This is a genomic window from Parablautia sp. Marseille-Q6255 (assembly GCF_951230155.1).
GTDB lineage: Bacteria > Bacillota > Clostridia > Lachnospirales > Lachnospiraceae > Choladousia.
In genome coordinates, this window is record NZ_CATNVD010000002.1 from 71,423 (window position 1) to 87,521 (window position 16,099).

The 16,099-nt window shown below is 46.9% G+C and carries 11 protein-coding genes; 3 read left to right on the forward strand and 8 right to left on the reverse strand.

What is annotated here, in order from left to right:
- Window positions 1-110 precede the first annotated feature (110 nt).
- Together QOX44_RS18185 and trxB are read right to left on the reverse strand one after the other, a co-directional pair.
- Window positions 111-1,871 carry a C40 family peptidase gene (locus tag QOX44_RS18185; protein WP_283681088.1) on the reverse strand — a complete coding sequence of 587 codons (1,761 nt, stop codon included), beginning with the start codon at window positions 1,869-1,871 and terminating at the stop codon, window positions 111-113.
- Window positions 1,872-2,042: 171 nt separating this feature from the next.
- Window positions 2,043-2,963, reverse strand: coding sequence for a thioredoxin-disulfide reductase (trxB, locus tag QOX44_RS02450; RefSeq protein WP_283681089.1), 921 nt, complete (start codon window positions 2,961-2,963; stop codon window positions 2,043-2,045).
- Window positions 2,964-3,177: 214 nt separating this feature from the next.
- On the opposite strand from trxB, the gene QOX44_RS02455 reads away from it, so the two are divergent.
- The 3 genes from QOX44_RS02455 to QOX44_RS02465 all read left to right on the forward strand — a co-directional run bounded on the left by QOX44_RS02455 (window position 3,178) and on the right by QOX44_RS02465 (window position 5,445).
- Window positions 3,178-3,582 carry a Fur family transcriptional regulator gene (locus QOX44_RS02455; protein ID WP_283681090.1) on the forward strand — a complete coding sequence of 135 codons (405 nt, stop codon included), beginning with the start codon at window positions 3,178-3,180 and terminating at the stop codon, window positions 3,580-3,582.
- Window positions 3,583-3,699: 117 nt separating this feature from the next.
- The gene (locus QOX44_RS02460; RefSeq protein WP_283681091.1) at window positions 3,700-4,242 is read left to right on the forward strand and encodes an NADH peroxidase; all 543 of its coding nucleotides are present in this window, start codon (window positions 3,700-3,702) and stop codon (window positions 4,240-4,242) included.
- Window positions 4,243-4,755: 513 nt separating this feature from the next.
- Window positions 4,756-5,445 (forward strand): Rep family protein, encoded by a 690-nt coding sequence (locus QOX44_RS02465; RefSeq protein ID WP_283681092.1) that lies wholly within the window; start codon window positions 4,756-4,758, stop codon window positions 5,443-5,445.
- A gap of 52 nt (window positions 5,446-5,497) precedes the next feature.
- Here QOX44_RS02465 and QOX44_RS02470 read toward each other — a convergent pair whose 3' ends face one another.
- The 6 genes from QOX44_RS02470 to ltrA form a co-directional block, all read right to left on the reverse strand.
- Window positions 5,498-6,916 (reverse strand): alpha/beta hydrolase family protein, encoded by a 1,419-nt coding sequence (locus QOX44_RS02470; RefSeq protein ID WP_283681093.1) that lies wholly within the window; start codon window positions 6,914-6,916, stop codon window positions 5,498-5,500.
- A gap of 133 nt (window positions 6,917-7,049) precedes the next feature.
- On the reverse strand, window positions 7,050-7,289 hold the full coding sequence (locus QOX44_RS02475; RefSeq protein WP_283681095.1) for a GIY-YIG nuclease family protein: 240 nt from the start codon (window positions 7,287-7,289) through the stop codon (window positions 7,050-7,052).
- Window positions 7,290-7,477: 188 nt separating this feature from the next.
- Complete coding sequence (locus QOX44_RS02480) at window positions 7,478-8,401, reverse strand: M23 family metallopeptidase (RefSeq protein WP_283681096.1); 924 nt, start codon at window positions 8,399-8,401, stop codon at window positions 7,478-7,480.
- Between the two features lie 290 nt (window positions 8,402-8,691).
- A complete protein-coding gene (locus QOX44_RS02485) occupies window positions 8,692-11,172 on the reverse strand; it encodes a glycogen/starch/alpha-glucan phosphorylase (protein WP_283681097.1) in 2,481 nt (826 codons plus the stop codon).
- 72 nt (window positions 11,173-11,244) lie between these two features.
- A complete protein-coding gene (gene ileS, locus QOX44_RS02490; RefSeq protein ID WP_283681306.1) occupies window positions 11,245-14,406 on the reverse strand; it encodes an isoleucine--tRNA ligase in 3,162 nt (1,053 codons plus the stop codon).
- A 269-nt stretch (window positions 14,407-14,675) separates the two neighbouring features.
- Window positions 14,676-16,067: a group II intron reverse transcriptase/maturase gene (gene ltrA / locus QOX44_RS02495; protein WP_283681000.1), complete on the reverse strand. Its 1,392-nt coding sequence runs from the start codon at window positions 16,065-16,067 to the stop codon at window positions 14,676-14,678.
- Window positions 16,068-16,099: the final 32 nt, after the last annotated feature.

The window sequence follows — 16,099 nt, forward strand, 5'->3', positions numbered from 1 at the left end:
CATCTTCCTTCTTATCCTGCAAGATTTACTGTCTGCAAAAAACACGCACAATATTGGAAGGGAGCCCACTGTTGCCAGTGGACTCCCGTATCTTTATCGTATGAAATTGATTACCAGTATCTTCTTGCGGAAACCGGTGTACGGTATCCATAGTCAGAAATAATAATACCAGTTGTAGAGTTACTTGCATGTACTACCTGTCCGTTACCCATATAGATCGTTACATGACCGATTCCGCCGCCGCCGCTATAGAACAGCAGGTCACCTGCCTGAATACTTCCAAGATCTACCGGTGTACCGCTGCCGGACTGTGCTGCTGCTGTACGCGGAATGCTGATACCAAAGTTTGCAAATACCGACTGTGTAAATCCGGAACAGTCCGCTCCGTTTGTCAGGCTTGTGCCGCCCCATACATACGGATTTCCTACAAACTGTGTTGCAAAGTTTACGATCTCCTGTCCCAGAGAAGAGGACGAAGAATTATCTGATGTATCCTCCTGTGACTGCTGCTCCGCCTGAGCCTGCGCATCTGCCTGAGCCTGCGCGTCTGCCTGAGCCTGCGCCTGTGCATCGGCCTGCGCCTGTGCGTCTGCCTGTGCCTGCTCCTGAGCCAGCGCGTCTGCCTGAGCCTGTGCCTGTGCATCCGCCTGAGCCTGCGCGTCTGCCTGAGCCTGTGCCTGTGCATCCGCCTGGGCCTGCGCATCTAAGAACTCCTGATACTCTGACTGAGCCTGAGCTGCCGCATCAATGACTGCCTGCTCATCTGCCTGCTGTGTCGCCGCATCGGCCTGCGCCTGTGCGTCCAGATACTCCTGATATGCCTGATCCGCCTGAGCCTGCGCGTCCGCCTGGGCCTGTGCCTGTGCATCCGCTTCTGCCTGAGCCTGTGCCTGCTCCTGAGCCAGCGCATCGGCCTGCGCCTGTGCTTCTACCTGTGCCTGATATGCTGCATCATAAGCTGCCTGCTCTGCCGCTGCCTGTTCCGCTGCGATCGCGTCAAGGTATGCCTGCTCTGCTGCCGCCTGTTCTGCCTCCTGCTGTGCAAGATAATCAAGCCACTCCTGATCCAGTCGTGCCTGCTCCTCCTCCAGAGTCTCGGCTGTCGCATAATACGTATCATAATCAACATAGTATGCATTAATATATCCATAGGAATCGCCGCCAAGTGCCACCTTCATCCAGTCGCCCTCGTACTCGACTACCTCCAGCTCGTCTGAGCTGTATACCATACCGATCTGTTCTGAATCCTCGCTCGCCTCTGCGCGGACAACAAGCGCTTCCGGATATACCGTAGCTACATTATAAGCAACCTCATTGGCGATCGCCTCTGCCTGCTCTCCCGTAGCAAAATACTCTGCCTTTACATATCCGGTCGCATTTCCTGACTGTACCTCATACCAGTCGCCTACCTGACTGAGGATCGTCACTGAACCATTGTTATATACCTTACCTACAACCTCACTGTCTGCACTCGCGCTGCTGCGCACGTTGATGTATTCCTCACACTGTGCAAAAGCCATCTGTCCGCTCATACTCGTGTCCACTGCCGCTTCTGTCTCCTGTACAGTCTCCGTCTCCCCGGCAGCCTCTGTCTGTGCTGCTTCTGTCTCCTGTACAGCCTCTGTCTCCTGCGCCTGTGTATCTGATACAGCCTCTGTCTGCGCTGCTTCTGTCTCCTGCGCAGTCTCCGTCTGTTCTGTTTCTGTATTCTGTGCAGCTTCTGTCTCATCTGTCTGCTCTGATGCTGTCGCTATACCATCAAAACCAGCAAGCGTCGTATCCTTCTGTGCGAACGCTACTGTACTCATTCCCGAAAATGTGATCCCTACAGCCAGACAGCAAGCTGTAAACTGCATTACTCCTTTTTTCATTACTTATCCCTTCCTCCAGAATAACTACCGGGGTAGTTATTACAAATTTGTTACATTTATTACGTTGTCATCATAACAAATATGGTCTTAGATGTCAAGTATTTTAAATATTTTTTTAATTTTTCCGCAAGGAATAAGTAAGAATTAGAAGTTTATGGAAACATTTTATTATTACAGTGCATTTATATATGCCTGAACAGAGGTAATCGCATTCGCTCCATCCGATACAGCAGTGACAATCTGACGCAATTGCTTGGTCCGAATGTCGCCTGCAGCAAAAATCCCCGGGATTTCCGTCTTTCCATCCTCTGAAGCAGGAATGTAACCATTTTTATCCAAATGTAATAATTCCGTAATGTTTCCCGTATTTGGTATTGTACCCACTGCAATAAATACTCCATCTACGTCCTGCACTTTTTCTTCTCCGCTTTTTTTATTACGGATTTTAATGCATTCCACATGGTCCTCTCCCGATATTTCCACGACCTCCGAATCCCATACGAAGGAAACATTTTCACATTTCTTTAACTGTTCCTGCAAAACGGCCGCCGCGCGCAGCTCATCTCTTCTGTGGATCAGATATACCTTTTCACAGCCCCTCGCAAGAAACAGCGCATCCTCGACCGCCACATCTCCGCCGCCTACCACGGCTACTGTCCGTCCCTTAAAAAATGCCCCGTCGCACGTTGCACAATAGGAAACCCCCATACCGGCCAGCTCCTTCTCGCCCGGGATCCCAAGCTCCCGATGACGTGCCCCCATCGCCAGGATCAGCGTACGTGCACGAAACTCCTCGCTGTCTGTGTAGACTACCTTGACCCGTCCTTCATCCTCCAGTCCAATATGCTTTACTTCTATATTAATAAACTGGGCGCCCAGCTTTTCTGCATGCTCTCTGAATTTCATCCCCAGCTCAAATCCGCCGATCCCCGGCAGCCCTGGATAATTATCCACCTCGTACGTGTTGACTACCTGTCCTCCGCTCATATACTCTTTTTCAAGGACCACTGTCGTAAGCTTCGCTCTTTGTGCATAAATAGCCGCAGCCAGTCCGGCCGGTCCAGAACCAATAATAATTACATCATAGATCATGATAAAACCCCTTTCTTCTATATAATAATAACCGCTGTTTTTAAATGTCTCCTCTGCCCGCAGCTTCTATTATTCTTTTTTTGCGTGCACAAAAAAGAGCATTCTGTATTTCCATAATACCCCATAAACAATATTTTGAAAAGAATTGACATTGCAGATTCTATTTGTTATAATCAGATATAATAATGATTACTATTTTTAATAGGAGACAAGTATGGCGACACTAAAATACAGCAGACAGCGGGAAGCCATCAAAACCTTTTTGGCAAGCCGCACCGATCACCCTACCGCAGACACCGTCTATACCTGCCTGAGGGAAACCTATCCAAATATCAGCCTTGGCACTGTTTACCGGAATCTTTCCCTGTTAGAGCAGCTTGGCGAAGTCGCAAAAATATCTGCCGGCAGCAGCGCAGAGCATTACGATGCAGACATGACGCCGCATCAGCATTTTATCTGTACTCATTGCCACAGAGTATATGATGTCCATGTAGAAAATATTGATTCCTTCCTTGAGACAGCTTCTCATACATGTCCGGGAGAGATCGAATCCTACCGCGCAAACTTTTTCGGCATCTGCGACGACTGCCGAAAAAACAGCTTCACAGAAAATTCATAATAATATTTTGAAGAATGTGAAATAATCTATTGACAAGGCAAAAAGAAGATGCTATATTAATATCAGTAACAATTACTATTATAAAAAATCAAATAAATATAAAAGGAGAATAAAATTATGGCAAAGTTTGTATGTAATGTATGTGGTTATGTTCATGAGGGAGATGCAGCTCCGGAAGTATGTCCGGTTTGCAAAGCTCCGGCAAGCAAGTTCACAGAGATGAAGGGTGAGATGACATGGGCAGCAGAGCACGTTGTTGGCGTAGCTCAGGGCGTATCTGAAGATATTCTGGCTGACCTTCGTGCAAACTTCGAGGGCGAGTGCTCTGAGGTTGGTATGTACCTTGCTATGGCACGTGTTGCTCACAGAGAAGGATATCCGGAGATCGGACTTTACTGGGAGAAGGCTGCTTACGAAGAAGCAGAGCACGCTGCTAAATTCGCAGAGCTGCTCGGCGAAGTAGTAACAGACAGCACAAAGAAGAACCTTGAAATGCGTGTAGAGGCAGAGAACGGCGCTACAGCTGGTAAGTTTGATCTGGCTAAGCGTGCAAAGGCAGCTAACCTTGACGCAATCCATGACACAGTTCATGAGATGGCAAGAGACGAAGCTCGACATGGTAAGGCTTTCGAGGGATTACTCAGAAGATATTTCGGTTAATCAAAAACCCTTTAAAATCAAGTATATTAGAACATTAAACGAGGTGTTGGCAACTTAGCCGACACCTCATTTATATTAAAGCGGTTGTGTAAAATGGTGTGCTATTCTCTTTTGCTTCTGAAGTCTAAACACTCTACACACCAACAAATACACACCAACATTCTCTGTCTACTCTCCACAATCGAACTTGTTCGATTGCATGTATCTCGCACGATTCGTAGAATCGTGACCGCACAATTAAAAAAATTATAAACTTAATTCCTAAATTCGTTATAGAACTAATTCCTAAAATCTACGATATAACACAATAAAAAAAGACTTCAAAGGCTGTGGAAGGCGATTCTTGAAGTCTGGAGTAAAAATATTTAATTGTGTTATATATTATGTGATTACCGAAGATATATTCCATAAATAATGGTTAATATGAAAATATTGTTTCCAGACTTCAAGACAGTTGGTTTGCCTACTGTCTTTCTTTATTGCAAAAAAATAAAGAAAAGGAGTTAAGAAATAATGAAAATAAAAAAAGTGGAAATTATGCAATATGAACCTTATATAAATGAAGAACAAATTAAACAGGGGCTTAAAGACCGAGCATGTATAAAAAAATATGCTTATATCCGACACGATAAAGATACATATACAAAGGAAGATGAAGAAAAAAATTCTAATCACAAAGCAGGAACATTAAAATCACCGCATTGGCATTTAATGTTACAATTTAACGATTCACAAGACACTAAATATATTGCAAAATGGTTCGGAGTGGAAGAACAATATGTTCAAAAGAGTGTAAGCGGTAACTATAATTCAATGTTAAAATATCTGATACACGAAAATGCTAGTGGAAAATTCAGATATGACGCCAATTTAGTAGTTGCCAACTTTGATTATGTAGCATTCATTGAAACAGGTGGTAAATCAGCCCGACAAGACGAAATTAGAGAGCAAATTCTAAATGGTACTATTCGAGAATACAATTATATGGATTATATAAGTGGCAAGGATTATGACAAGTATAAACGAACTATTGATAATGCTTTCAAGTATCGTAGAGATACCCTTGCGAATGAAAGCGATAGGGAATTAGATGTTGTCTATGTTCATGGCTCTTCTGGTACAGGAAAAACAAGCTTTGCTAAATGGTTATACCGAAACGTTAAAATTATTGTAAAAAAAGAGTTCTGCGAAACAAATCGTTGATGTTTCACAGAACTCTTTTATTTTATCTGCTGTCAGATGCTACCTGCCGCTTCTACTCCCGCATCAGCGGATTTCCTCCATTTACAAACAGTGCAATATCCGCTGTCACCTGCGGATCTACGTTCTGAGCAGTCATATAGTCTGCATTTCCATTCGCCTTTTCTCCCGGCATAAACATATGAGTCAGACCCGGATAGGTGATAAATTCCCAGTTTTCCGACTCCCCGTACGCCTCCTGCCACAGCGCAAAATCCTCCATCGTGACCTGATAATCCTCCTCACCCTGAAGCACGAGGCATTTTTCCGTCATATCCGCTGCTGCTTCGACCGGATCATAATCCTCCAGATACTGCCAGTACTGCTTATATGCCCCCATGACAGCCTCATCCTCAGAAAGAGAATCCAGATCATCCAGCCTGTCAAGCTGTGCGTATATCTCTTCCTTTTGCTTCTGCTGTGTCTCGTTGAGCTGAGGCATCAGCGAATACAGAAAATCATACTGTTCGCGCATGAGCCCTGCCAGTGGACGCGCCGGCGCTGCAAGGAAAATATACCCGGAAAGCTCCTGGCCCTCCTGTGCAAGCGCCTGCCGGATCCTCGGCAAAGCTTCCCCGCCGAGCGAATGACCGAGCACATAGATCCTTTCTGGATCAACCTTATCCTGCTCCTTCAAAAGAGAAACTGCCTGCACCGCATCCTGGATCGTCTCCTCCTCCAATGTCAGCTTTGTATCAGCAGCCATTTCCTCCCCATACACATTGGTACGCTTATCATAGCGGTACACAGCGATCCCCTGCTGCGCAAGATCCCACGCGATATCACGAAACGGCTTATTCGGTCCCACTGTCTCATCCCTGTCATTCGGACCCGAGCCATGTACCAGTATAACAGCCGGGAATGGTCCGTCCCCCTCCGGCATTGTCAGTGTTCCCGGAAGCTCCCAGCCTTCCTCACCGCTTACCGGAAGCGTCAGCTCTGTCTCCGCAACCCCATCCGGCAGTGTTTTTTCCGAAGCCTTCGTGTCCGTCTCTCCTTCCTGTGCCCCCGTATAAGGCATAGTCACAAGTCCGGCTATCCTTCCCTGCGTATCTACATGGATCACAATATCCACATTTTGCACTTCAAACTGACACGGAACAGAATAGGACCTATAGCCGGACGCCTCTTCCTCCACCGGTTCTTCTACTGCTTTCAGCTCGCCAAGCTGCTTTATTGAAGACTGCAGCCCCTCAAGCCCTCCTCCGCTCTCAAGCGCAGCGCTCATCTCATCTGTATACGTATAGCTGCTCTCAAGCTCTGATACATCACCTGTACAAAGTGTCTCCACATACGCCTTTGCATCGATCTGGACACTTTCCTGTGCGCATACCTTCAGACTGCCTGTCCCATTATTTAACGCACTGCCTGCAAAAGCAACACCGCCAAATACAAAAAAACCTGCCATCATCAGCAGTAACATTCGTCTTTTCATTATAGCTCTCCTTATCCTTCCAACAATTTTCAGCAAGCTCTGTAAGCAATTCTTATCACTTGCATGAATTTCTTATACAACTTTGCTTTATCTACTGTTATCGTTGCCATTTTATCACTAAACAATAGTAATTTCAATAAACAAAAAGTGCTTCCTTCTGCGCTCTTGACAGCTTTTTGATCTGCGCTTCGCGCCGCATCGCCTCCTGCTTCGTCTCAAAGCACTCATAATAGACAAGCTCCACAGGAAGGCGCGGCTTTGTATACTTTGCCCCCCTGCCGCTATTGTGCGCCTCGATACGTTTCTCCAGATGATTCGTCCATCCTGTGTAATACGTACCATCACTGCATCTTACAATATATGTGTAATTCATGTACCAACACGCTCTCTTTTCTATGTAGAGGGATGGATCACCATCCCCTGTATTTAAAGCAGCCGGTCAAAATCGTACTTCGCCAAACCTGATACTGCCTGTGAAAACCCGGCTGCGTATCGTACTGTTCCCCTGTCTGTTTTTTCTGTTAGTATACAATACGCTGCATCCCTGCAGATGTGCATATCTTATTCCAGATAAAGGATCGGATCTACCGCCGTGCCATCCTGTGTCATTGCAAAGTACAGGTTGCTGCCTTCCTCACTGTAATACTTTGTCGGCTCGCTGACATATCCAAGCAGCGCTCCCTCTTCTACCACGCTTCCCTGCGAAACAGCGATCTCCTTTAACTGCCCGTAAGTAAGCTTATACCCATTTCCGATATTTAATACAACTGTATTTCCTGTCTCTTCATCAATCGCGATTGATTCCACGATCCCTTTTGCTGATGCGACTACCTGATTTCCTGTTTCACTTCCAATGATCAGAGCCGGATTATACTTGTACTGGTTCAGGGTCGGGAAGTAAACGCTTCCATCCATACTGTAGTCAATGAGGATCGTCCCTGCTGCCGGCCACATCAAAGCCTCCTCACTGCTAAAATCGATCCCCTGATCCAAAAGCGCCTGTTCCGAAATAATCTGCCCGGAAGAAGCCTCTTCTGAAGCCTCCGCTTCTGCATCTGCCTGTCCGGAAACCGCCGCTGCGTCCGTTCCTGCAGCTGCCAGCTCATCCTGCTCTGTCGCATCATTGCCGCCTTCCTGTACAGTCCCTGCATCCGTCAGGCTCTGTGCGTCTAGCTGCGCCGTGTCTGCCTCTTTCCTTCCTGCGTCAGTCTTATCCCCGGATACGGCGTTTCCAGAGGCCTGCGCCAGATCCTCTGTCTCATCCAGAGTCGGAAAGAGCGACTCCTCAATATCATCGGAATCCCCGATCTCCTCCTCCAGATATGCCACCTGTCCGATCTCTGTCTCTTTTTGTTCTTCCTTGCTTCTTCTGCTGCTGTCCACTGCCGCAATGCCGCCCAGAACGATGATTCCTGTCATGCAAAGGCTCAGAGTCCAGATACTGCTGCGTTTCGTAATAAAATTCTTGAAATCTCTTTTATCCATATCATTCACCTCATCCATTATTCCCGCGAAACCGTACCGCAGGGTTCTTTGTCCTCACCGGATTAATGATAGGATTGCCAGAAAAACGCTGTTTATACAGAAAATCTCACAGGATTCTGCGGATCCTGTACAGCGCCTGTCTTTTTCTGTTCGCACAGGACATTTCCAATGCAATAAAAGAAAGAAGGGGTGCTGCAAAATCCACTGAAATGATCAGTTCTTTACAGTACCCTCTCCTTTTGATTTCAACTATATTTTTATACAGCAGCTATGAAAGCCACACTCTGACATCACACTTCAAATGATGCCGGATCTACCTTTACTGTCACCTTATCCAGGTGCCAGATCTCATCTACATACTGCTGGATCGTGCGGTCAGAAGTAAACTTTCCGCTGCATGCCATATTGAGCATTGCCATTCTTGCCCAGCGTGTCTCATCACGGTACGCCTCCTCCACACGCTTCTGTGCCTGCGCATAGGACTTGAAGTCTGCAAGGATGAAATACGTATCTGCACGGTCACTGCTGTTTGTATTGAGCAGAGAATCATAAATATCACGGAACATTTCAGGATTGTTGTGGCAGTATTCACCGTTGATCAGCTGCATCAGCACACGGCGGATATCCTGATCGTTATTGAAATAATCCGTCGGACGGTATCCTCCCTCATTTTCATAGCGGATCACTTCATCTGCAGACAGACCGAAGATAAAGGCATTCTCCTCTCCGACCTCTTCTACGATCTCTACATTCGCGCCATCCATAGTGCCCAGCGTCGGAGCTCCATTTAACATAAACTTCATATTACCTGTACCAGACGCCTCTTTACTTGCTGTGGAGATCTGCTCCGACACATCTGCAGCAGCAAAGATAATCTCTGCATTTGATACGCGATAATCCTCAATAAATACGACCTTGAGCTTTCCGTTTATGGACTTGTCGTTGTTGATCACATCCGCTACACTGTTGATCAGCTTAATCGTCAGCTTCGCACGGCGGTAGCCTGCCGCTGCCTTCGCGCCAAAGATAAAGGTTCTCGGATAGAAGTCCATCTCCGGATGATCCTTGATCTGATTATACAGATACATCACATGCAGGATATTAAGAAGCTGACGCTTATACTCATGCAGGCGCTTTACCTGTACGTCAAAAATAGAACGCGGATCTACATCAATACCGTTGTGCTCCTTGATATACTTCGCAAGACGCAGCTTATTCTGATATTTGATATTCATAAACTCCTGCTGTGCCTTCTTATCGTCCACATAAACCTTCATTTTTGCGATCTGCGGAAGGTCTGTGATCCACTCATCTCCGATATGTGCTGTCACCCAGTCCGCAAGCAGAGGATTGGCATGAAGCAGGAATCTTCTCTGTGTGATACCATTTGTCTTATTATTGAACTTCTCCGGCATCATCTCATAGAAGTCTTTGAGCTCCTGATTTTTAAGGATCTCCGTATGCAGTCTTGCAACACCGTTTACAGAATAGCCTGCTGCGATCGCAAGATGCGCCATCTTCACCTGACCATCATAAATGATCGCCATCTTGCGGATCTTTTCCTGATTGCCCGGATATTTTGCCTGGATCTCATTTACAAATCTGCGGTTGATCTCTTCGATGATCTGATATACACGCGGAAGCAGTCTGGAGAACAGCTCGATCGGCCACTTTTCCAGAGCCTCTGCCATGATCGTATGGTTTGTATACGCGCAGGTTTTTGTCGTAACCTCCCATGCCTCTTCCCACTCAAGGCCTTCCTCATCTACAAGAATACGCATCAGCTCCGCGATCGCCACCGTCGGGTGCGTATCATTGAGCTGGAACGTTACCTTCTCATAGAATTTACGGATATCATTATGCGTACGCTTATATTTTGCGATCGCTTCCTGCACGCTTGCAGAAATAAAGAAATACTGCTGCTTCAGACGAAGCTCCTTGCCTGCATAATGATTGTCGTTCGGATAAAGTACATCTACGATATTCTTCGCCAGATTTTCCTGCTCTACTGCCTTCTGGTAATCACCTTTATCAAAAGAATCGAGATGGAAATCATTGATCGCCTCTGCATCCCATACGCGCAGCGTATTTACGATATTATTATTATATCCAAGCACCGGCATATCAAACGGGATTGCCAGTACAGACTGATATCCTTCCTGGATAAAGTTATTGCGCTTCTTCTGCTCATCATACTCTACCCGTACATAACCGCCGAATTTCACTGTCTTTGCATATTCCGGGCGGCGAAGCTCAAACGGATTGCCATTCTTAAGCCAGTTATCCGGCACCTCTACCTGATAGCCGTTTTCAATCTTCTGCTTGAACATACCATAGCGGTAACGGATGCCACAGCCGTAGGCAGAATATCCCAGGGTGGCAAGAGAATCAAGGAAGCATGCTGCCAGACGTCCAAGTCCTCCGTTTCCAAGCGCTGCATCCGGCTCCTGATCCTCGATCACATTCAGATCAAATCCAAGCTCCTCCAGCGCTTCCTTTACTTCCTTATATGCCGTAAGGTTGATCAGGTTATTTCCAAGCGCACGTCCCATCAGGAACTCCATAGACATATAATAAACAGTTTTCGGATCATCCATCTCATACTGCTTCTGTGTAGCCAGCCAGTTATTAATGATCTCGTCCTTTACTGCATACGCTACTGCCTGAAACAGCTGCTGCTGGTCAGCCTCTTTTATAGTCTTACGATAGAGCGTCCTTACATTATCCTTTACTCTGTCCTTAAATACTTCCTTATCAATCAACTTGCCCATTTTTTCAATCCCTTTCTGATTTACTGATCTTTGCGGAGAGATCGCAAAATGCATCCTCCTGACTATGGTCCATCACAGCTTCTCAACGCCAAGTGTCACATTTTCTCCATTGATATTCCACTCTTTCGTGTATCCTGTGACTCCATCATAGGAAATCTCATCTGCCATAACGTCTGTCAGTATCTCATGCTCATATTTTTGCAGAATTGATTTTATCTTATCGTTATCCTTTACCGATACACGGATTTTATCCATTACCTCAAAGCCTGCTTCTTTACGCATCGTCTGGATCTTGCTGATCAGCTCGCGTTCAAAGCCTTCCTCAATGAGCTCCGGAGTCAGTGTCGTCTCAAGCACAACCGTAATATCGCCATTATTTTCAGAAATATATCCTTCCGTCTGTGCTGCCTCGATCAGCAGATCTTCCTCTGCAAGCACGACCTCATCCGTTCCAAATGTAAGCCTGATCGCACCATTTGCCCTGAGTTCACTCATTGCAGCATTACCGTCAAGCTCCGGAAGCGCCTGCCGGATCTTTCCGAGCAGCTTGCCATATTTCGGTCCTACAGTTTTAAGCTGCGGCTTGAAGGTATAGGAAGTAAAGCTGCTGACATCCTGCGTAAACGTCACATTCTTTACATTGAGCTCATCACGGATAATATCTGTATAATATTCCGGCAGCTCCTTCGGAGCCTTGAAGTACATTGCTGCGATCGGCTGGCGGTTCTTGATATTCGCTGTATTTCTGCACGCACGCCCCATAACAACGATCTTCAGTACCTCATCCATCGCCGTCTCCATCTCTTTGTCAATATGCGCCTCATCCACTGTCGGGAAGTCACACAGATGGATGCTCTCCGGCGCAGACGGGTCTACCTTGCAGACAATGTTGCGGTAAATATCCTCTGTCATAAACGGAACCATCGGAGCTGCAGCCTTGCACGTATTTACAAGAGCCGTATACAGAGTCATATATGCATTGATCTTATCCTGCTCCATACCCTTTGCCCAGAAACGCTCGCGGCTTCTTCTGACATACCAGTTGCTCATGTCATCGACAAACTCCTGCAGCGCACGTGCTGCTTCCGGGATCTTGTAGCCTCCAAGATCCTCATCGACCGCTTTGATCATGGAGTTCATCTTTGAGAGCAGCCACTTGTCCATGACGGAAAGCTTCTCATAATCCAGTGTATAGTCCATCGGATTGAAATTGTCAATGTTCGCATACAGCACAAAGAAAGCGTACGTGTTCCACAGCGTACCCATAAACTTGCGCTGTCCTTCCTGTACTACCTTTCCGTGGAAACGGTTCGGCAGCCACGGAGCGCTGTTGATATAGAAATACCAGCGGATCGCATCCGCTCCGTACTGCTCAAGCGCAGCAAACGGATCGACAGCATTTCCTTTGGATTTGCTCATTTTCTGTCCATTTTCATCCTGCACATGACCCAGTACGATAACATTTTCGTATGGCGCCTTATTAAACAGAAGTGTTGATTCTGCAAGCAGAGAATAGAACCAGCCTCGCGTCTGGTCTACCGCCTCAGAGATAAACTGTGCCGGGAACTGCTTCTCGAACACTTCTTTATTCTCAAACGGATAATGGTGCTGCGCAAACGGCATCGCTCCTGAGTCAAACCAGCAGTCGATCACCTCCGGTACACGGTGCATTGTCTTACCGCACTTCGGACACGGGATCGTGATCTCATCGATATACGGGCGATGCAGCTCGACTGTCTTCGCCGCTTCATTGCCGCTCATCTGGAAGAGCTCCTCGCGGCTTCCGATGGAATGCATATGACCGCAGTCCTCACAATACCAGATATTAAGCGGTGTACCCCAGTAACGGTTTCTGGAAATACCCCAGTCCTGTACGTTCTCAAGCCAGTCTCCAAAACGTCCTTTACCGATACTCTCCGGGATCCAGTTGATCGTATTATTATTGCGGATCAGATCTTCCTTGACCGCAGTCATCTTGATAAACCATGACTCGCGCGCATAATAGATCAGCGGCGTGTCACATCTCCAGCAATGCGGGTACTCATGCTCAAATTTCGGAGCCTCATAAAGCTTGCCTTCCTTCTCAAGATCTACAAGGATCGGCTTATCCGCATCCTTTACGAACATCCCTGCATACGGCGTCTCTGCAGTCAGCTCTCCCTTCCCGTCTACAAACTGTACAAACGGCAGATCATAGTTGCGGCCAACTCTTCCATCGTCCTCACCAAATGCCGGCGCGATGTGGACAATACCCGTACCATCTGACATCGTAACGTAATTATCGCACGTTACAAAAAATCCTTTCTTATGCTGCTTCTGTGCCACCTCTCCCGCACATGCGAACAGCGGCTCATATTCTTTATACTCAAGGTCTGTACCCTTGTATGACTCAAGCACCTCATACGCTTTTATATTCTGCGCCTCATCTGCCAGTCTTCCGAGTACCGTATCCAGCAGCGCCTCTGCCATATAATAAGTGTAGCCGTCAGCCGCCTTTACTTTGCAGTACGTCTCATCCGGATTCACACACAGACCGACATTGGACGGAAGTGTCCACGGAGTCGTCGTCCATGCGAGAAAATACGCATCCTCATGCTTTACCTTAAAGCGCACGATCGCAGAACGCTCCTTGACCGTCTTATACCCCTGCGCTACCTCCTGTGCAGACAGCGGTGTCCCGCAGCGCGGACAGTACGGGACAACTTTAAATCCCTTATATAAAAGTCCCTTATCCCAGATCTGCTTCAGCGCCCACCACTCAGACTCAATATAATCATCATGGTACGTCACATACGGATCATCCATATCTGCCCAGAAGCCGACAATACCGGAGAAATCCTCCCACATTCCCTTATACTTCCAGACACTCTCTTTACATTTGTCAATAAACGGGATCAGTCCATACTCCTCGATCTGTTCCTTTCCATCCAGACCAAGCAGCTTCTCGACCTCAAGCTCTACCGGAAGGCCATGTGTATCCCAGCCTGCCTTACGCGGAACCATCTTGCCCTTCATCGTCTGGTAACGCGGAATCATATCCTTGATCACGCGCGTCAGCACATGACCAATATGTGGTTTTCCATTCGCAGTTGGCGGACCGTCATAAAACGTATATGTCTCGCCCTCTTTGCGGCGCTCCATACTTTTCTCAAAAATCTTATTTTCTTTCCAGAATTTTTCTGTCTGTTTCTCGCGTTCAACAAAATTCAGACTGGTGGGTACCTTATCGTACAGCATAGCCTGCCTCCTTCAACAGTAATATATGTCACAAAATATACCGATACTCTGCTTTAAAGGGTATACTATCCCCAATATACGCATTGTTTTATTATATCCTACGGATCTTAAGCTTGTCAATTTGTGAAACGTGAAAAAAATGCAAAGTTCATTGATTTTTTCGTATAAAACCACTATATCTTTTACCTGTTATGAATCGAGTAGGAGGCGGTGATTAGCCGCCGTCCTCTCACACCACCGTGCGTACCGTTCGGTACACGGCGGTTTCAATAGTTGATGTGCAGAGACTGATAGGCTGTGGCTAAATCATAGAAGCCCCAGTTTATCAGTCTTTCTTTTGTTAATGCTCTTTTGACCACACCCGTGTTAGACATCCTCCAGTAGGATTTTCTGCTGTATGCTCCTTCGCATGCTGCCCACTCTGATAACCCCAGTCCTATCAGCTTTCTCCTCCTGGTCTTTGGCAGTTTCCACTGTTTCCAGATACACATCCGTATCCGGCGGTACAGCCATCCGTTCACGCTTTCGATATTGTTCTTCATATCCGCTATCCCATAATAGTTTAGCCATCCTCTCATGTAGACTTTTACCTTTTCCATAGTTCGGACGACACTTCCGCACTTGCTCCGGGAAGTGAGCCTGCGCAGTTCATCCTTGGCTTTCTCCCATGACTTTCCATGGACTCGGATATAGATTCCTTTTCCGTTCTTCCCAAAACAGAAGCCAAGGAACTTAAAATTTCGGATTGCGAATACACTGACTGTCCGGCTCTTTTCCCGGTTCACTCTCAGTTTCAACGTTTCCTCCAGATATTTCGTGCTGGATTCCAGCAGTCGCTCTGCGGCCCGTTCGCTTTTCGCCAGCAGTACGATATCGTCTGCGTAGCGGATGCATGGCACACCCCGCCTGTGAAACTCCCAGTCGAATTCATTCAGATACACGTTTGCTAAGAGTGGAGATAGATTTCCTCCTTGCGGGGAGCCTTCCTCCGTCTCTGTTACAACACCGTTTTCCATCACTCCGCTCTTCAGATATCGCTTTACCATCTGTACCACTCTTTCATCTTTTACCTGTTTCCTCAACTGGTTCAGCAGTATCGTATGGTTCAGCGTATCAAAGTATCTCGACAGGTCGAGGACGACTGCCCTCGTATATCCCTGCTCGATGTACTCTTTTATCCTCCTGACAGCGTCTTTTGCCCCTCGACCCGGACGATAGCCATAACTGTCCTTCGAGAACAGAGGTTCATAGATTGGCATCAGCTGCTGTGCCATGGCCTGTTGGATGATGCGGTCTATGACAGTAGGGATTCCTAGCTTTCTTGTCCCTCCATCCGGCTTCGGGATCTCCACTCTCCTGACTGGGGAAGGGCTATATTTCCCCTTCCTGATTCTTTCTACCAGTTCGTGATTATTCTCCCTCAACCATGGTAACGCCGCTTCAATAGTCATCCCATCAACTCCTGGCGCTCCCTTGTTCGCCTTCACTCTTTTGTAAGCTCTGTTCAGGTTATCCTTATTCAGTATCTTACTTAGGATATCTGGCTCTGCACTGTCCCTTTCCTTCCATATCCGGTTGAATGAGCGGTGCGCTCTCACATACCCTTTGCGTTCCGCGCTATCTCTTTGTGAGCAGCTTTCTCTGTTTTCTGTACCCATTCTGCCCATTCCTCCTTTCCCAGTCGTACGAA

Excerpts from the sequence above, each read along its gene's own strand:
- QOX44_RS02475 (WP_283681095.1), bottom strand. The coding sequence starts at position 7,289 with ATGAATTACACATATATTGTAAGATGCAGTGATGGTACGTATTACACA.
- QOX44_RS02470 (WP_283681093.1), bottom strand. The coding sequence starts at position 6,916 with ATGAAAAGACGAATGTTACTGCTGATGATGGCAGGTTTTTTTGTATTT.
- QOX44_RS02480 (WP_283681096.1), bottom strand. The coding sequence starts at position 8,401 with ATGGATAAAAGAGATTTCAAGAATTTTATTACGAAACGCAGCAGTATC.
- ltrA (WP_283681000.1), bottom strand. The coding sequence starts at position 16,067 with ATGGGTACAGAAAACAGAGAAAGCTGCTCACAAAGAGATAGCGCGGAA.
- QOX44_RS18185 (WP_283681088.1), bottom strand. The coding sequence starts at position 1,871 with ATGAAAAAAGGAGTAATGCAGTTTACAGCTTGCTGTCTGGCTGTAGGG.
- QOX44_RS02485 (WP_283681097.1), bottom strand. The coding sequence starts at position 11,172 with ATGGGCAAGTTGATTGATAAGGAAGTATTTAAGGACAGAGTAAAGGAT.
- QOX44_RS02460 (WP_283681091.1), top strand. The coding sequence starts at position 3,700 with ATGGCAAAGTTTGTATGTAATGTATGTGGTTATGTTCATGAGGGAGAT.
- QOX44_RS02455 (WP_283681090.1), top strand. The coding sequence starts at position 3,178 with ATGGCGACACTAAAATACAGCAGACAGCGGGAAGCCATCAAAACCTTT.
- QOX44_RS02465 (WP_283681092.1), top strand. The coding sequence starts at position 4,756 with ATGAAAATAAAAAAAGTGGAAATTATGCAATATGAACCTTATATAAAT.
- trxB (WP_283681089.1), bottom strand. The coding sequence starts at position 2,963 with ATGATCTATGATGTAATTATTATTGGTTCTGGACCGGCCGGACTGGCT.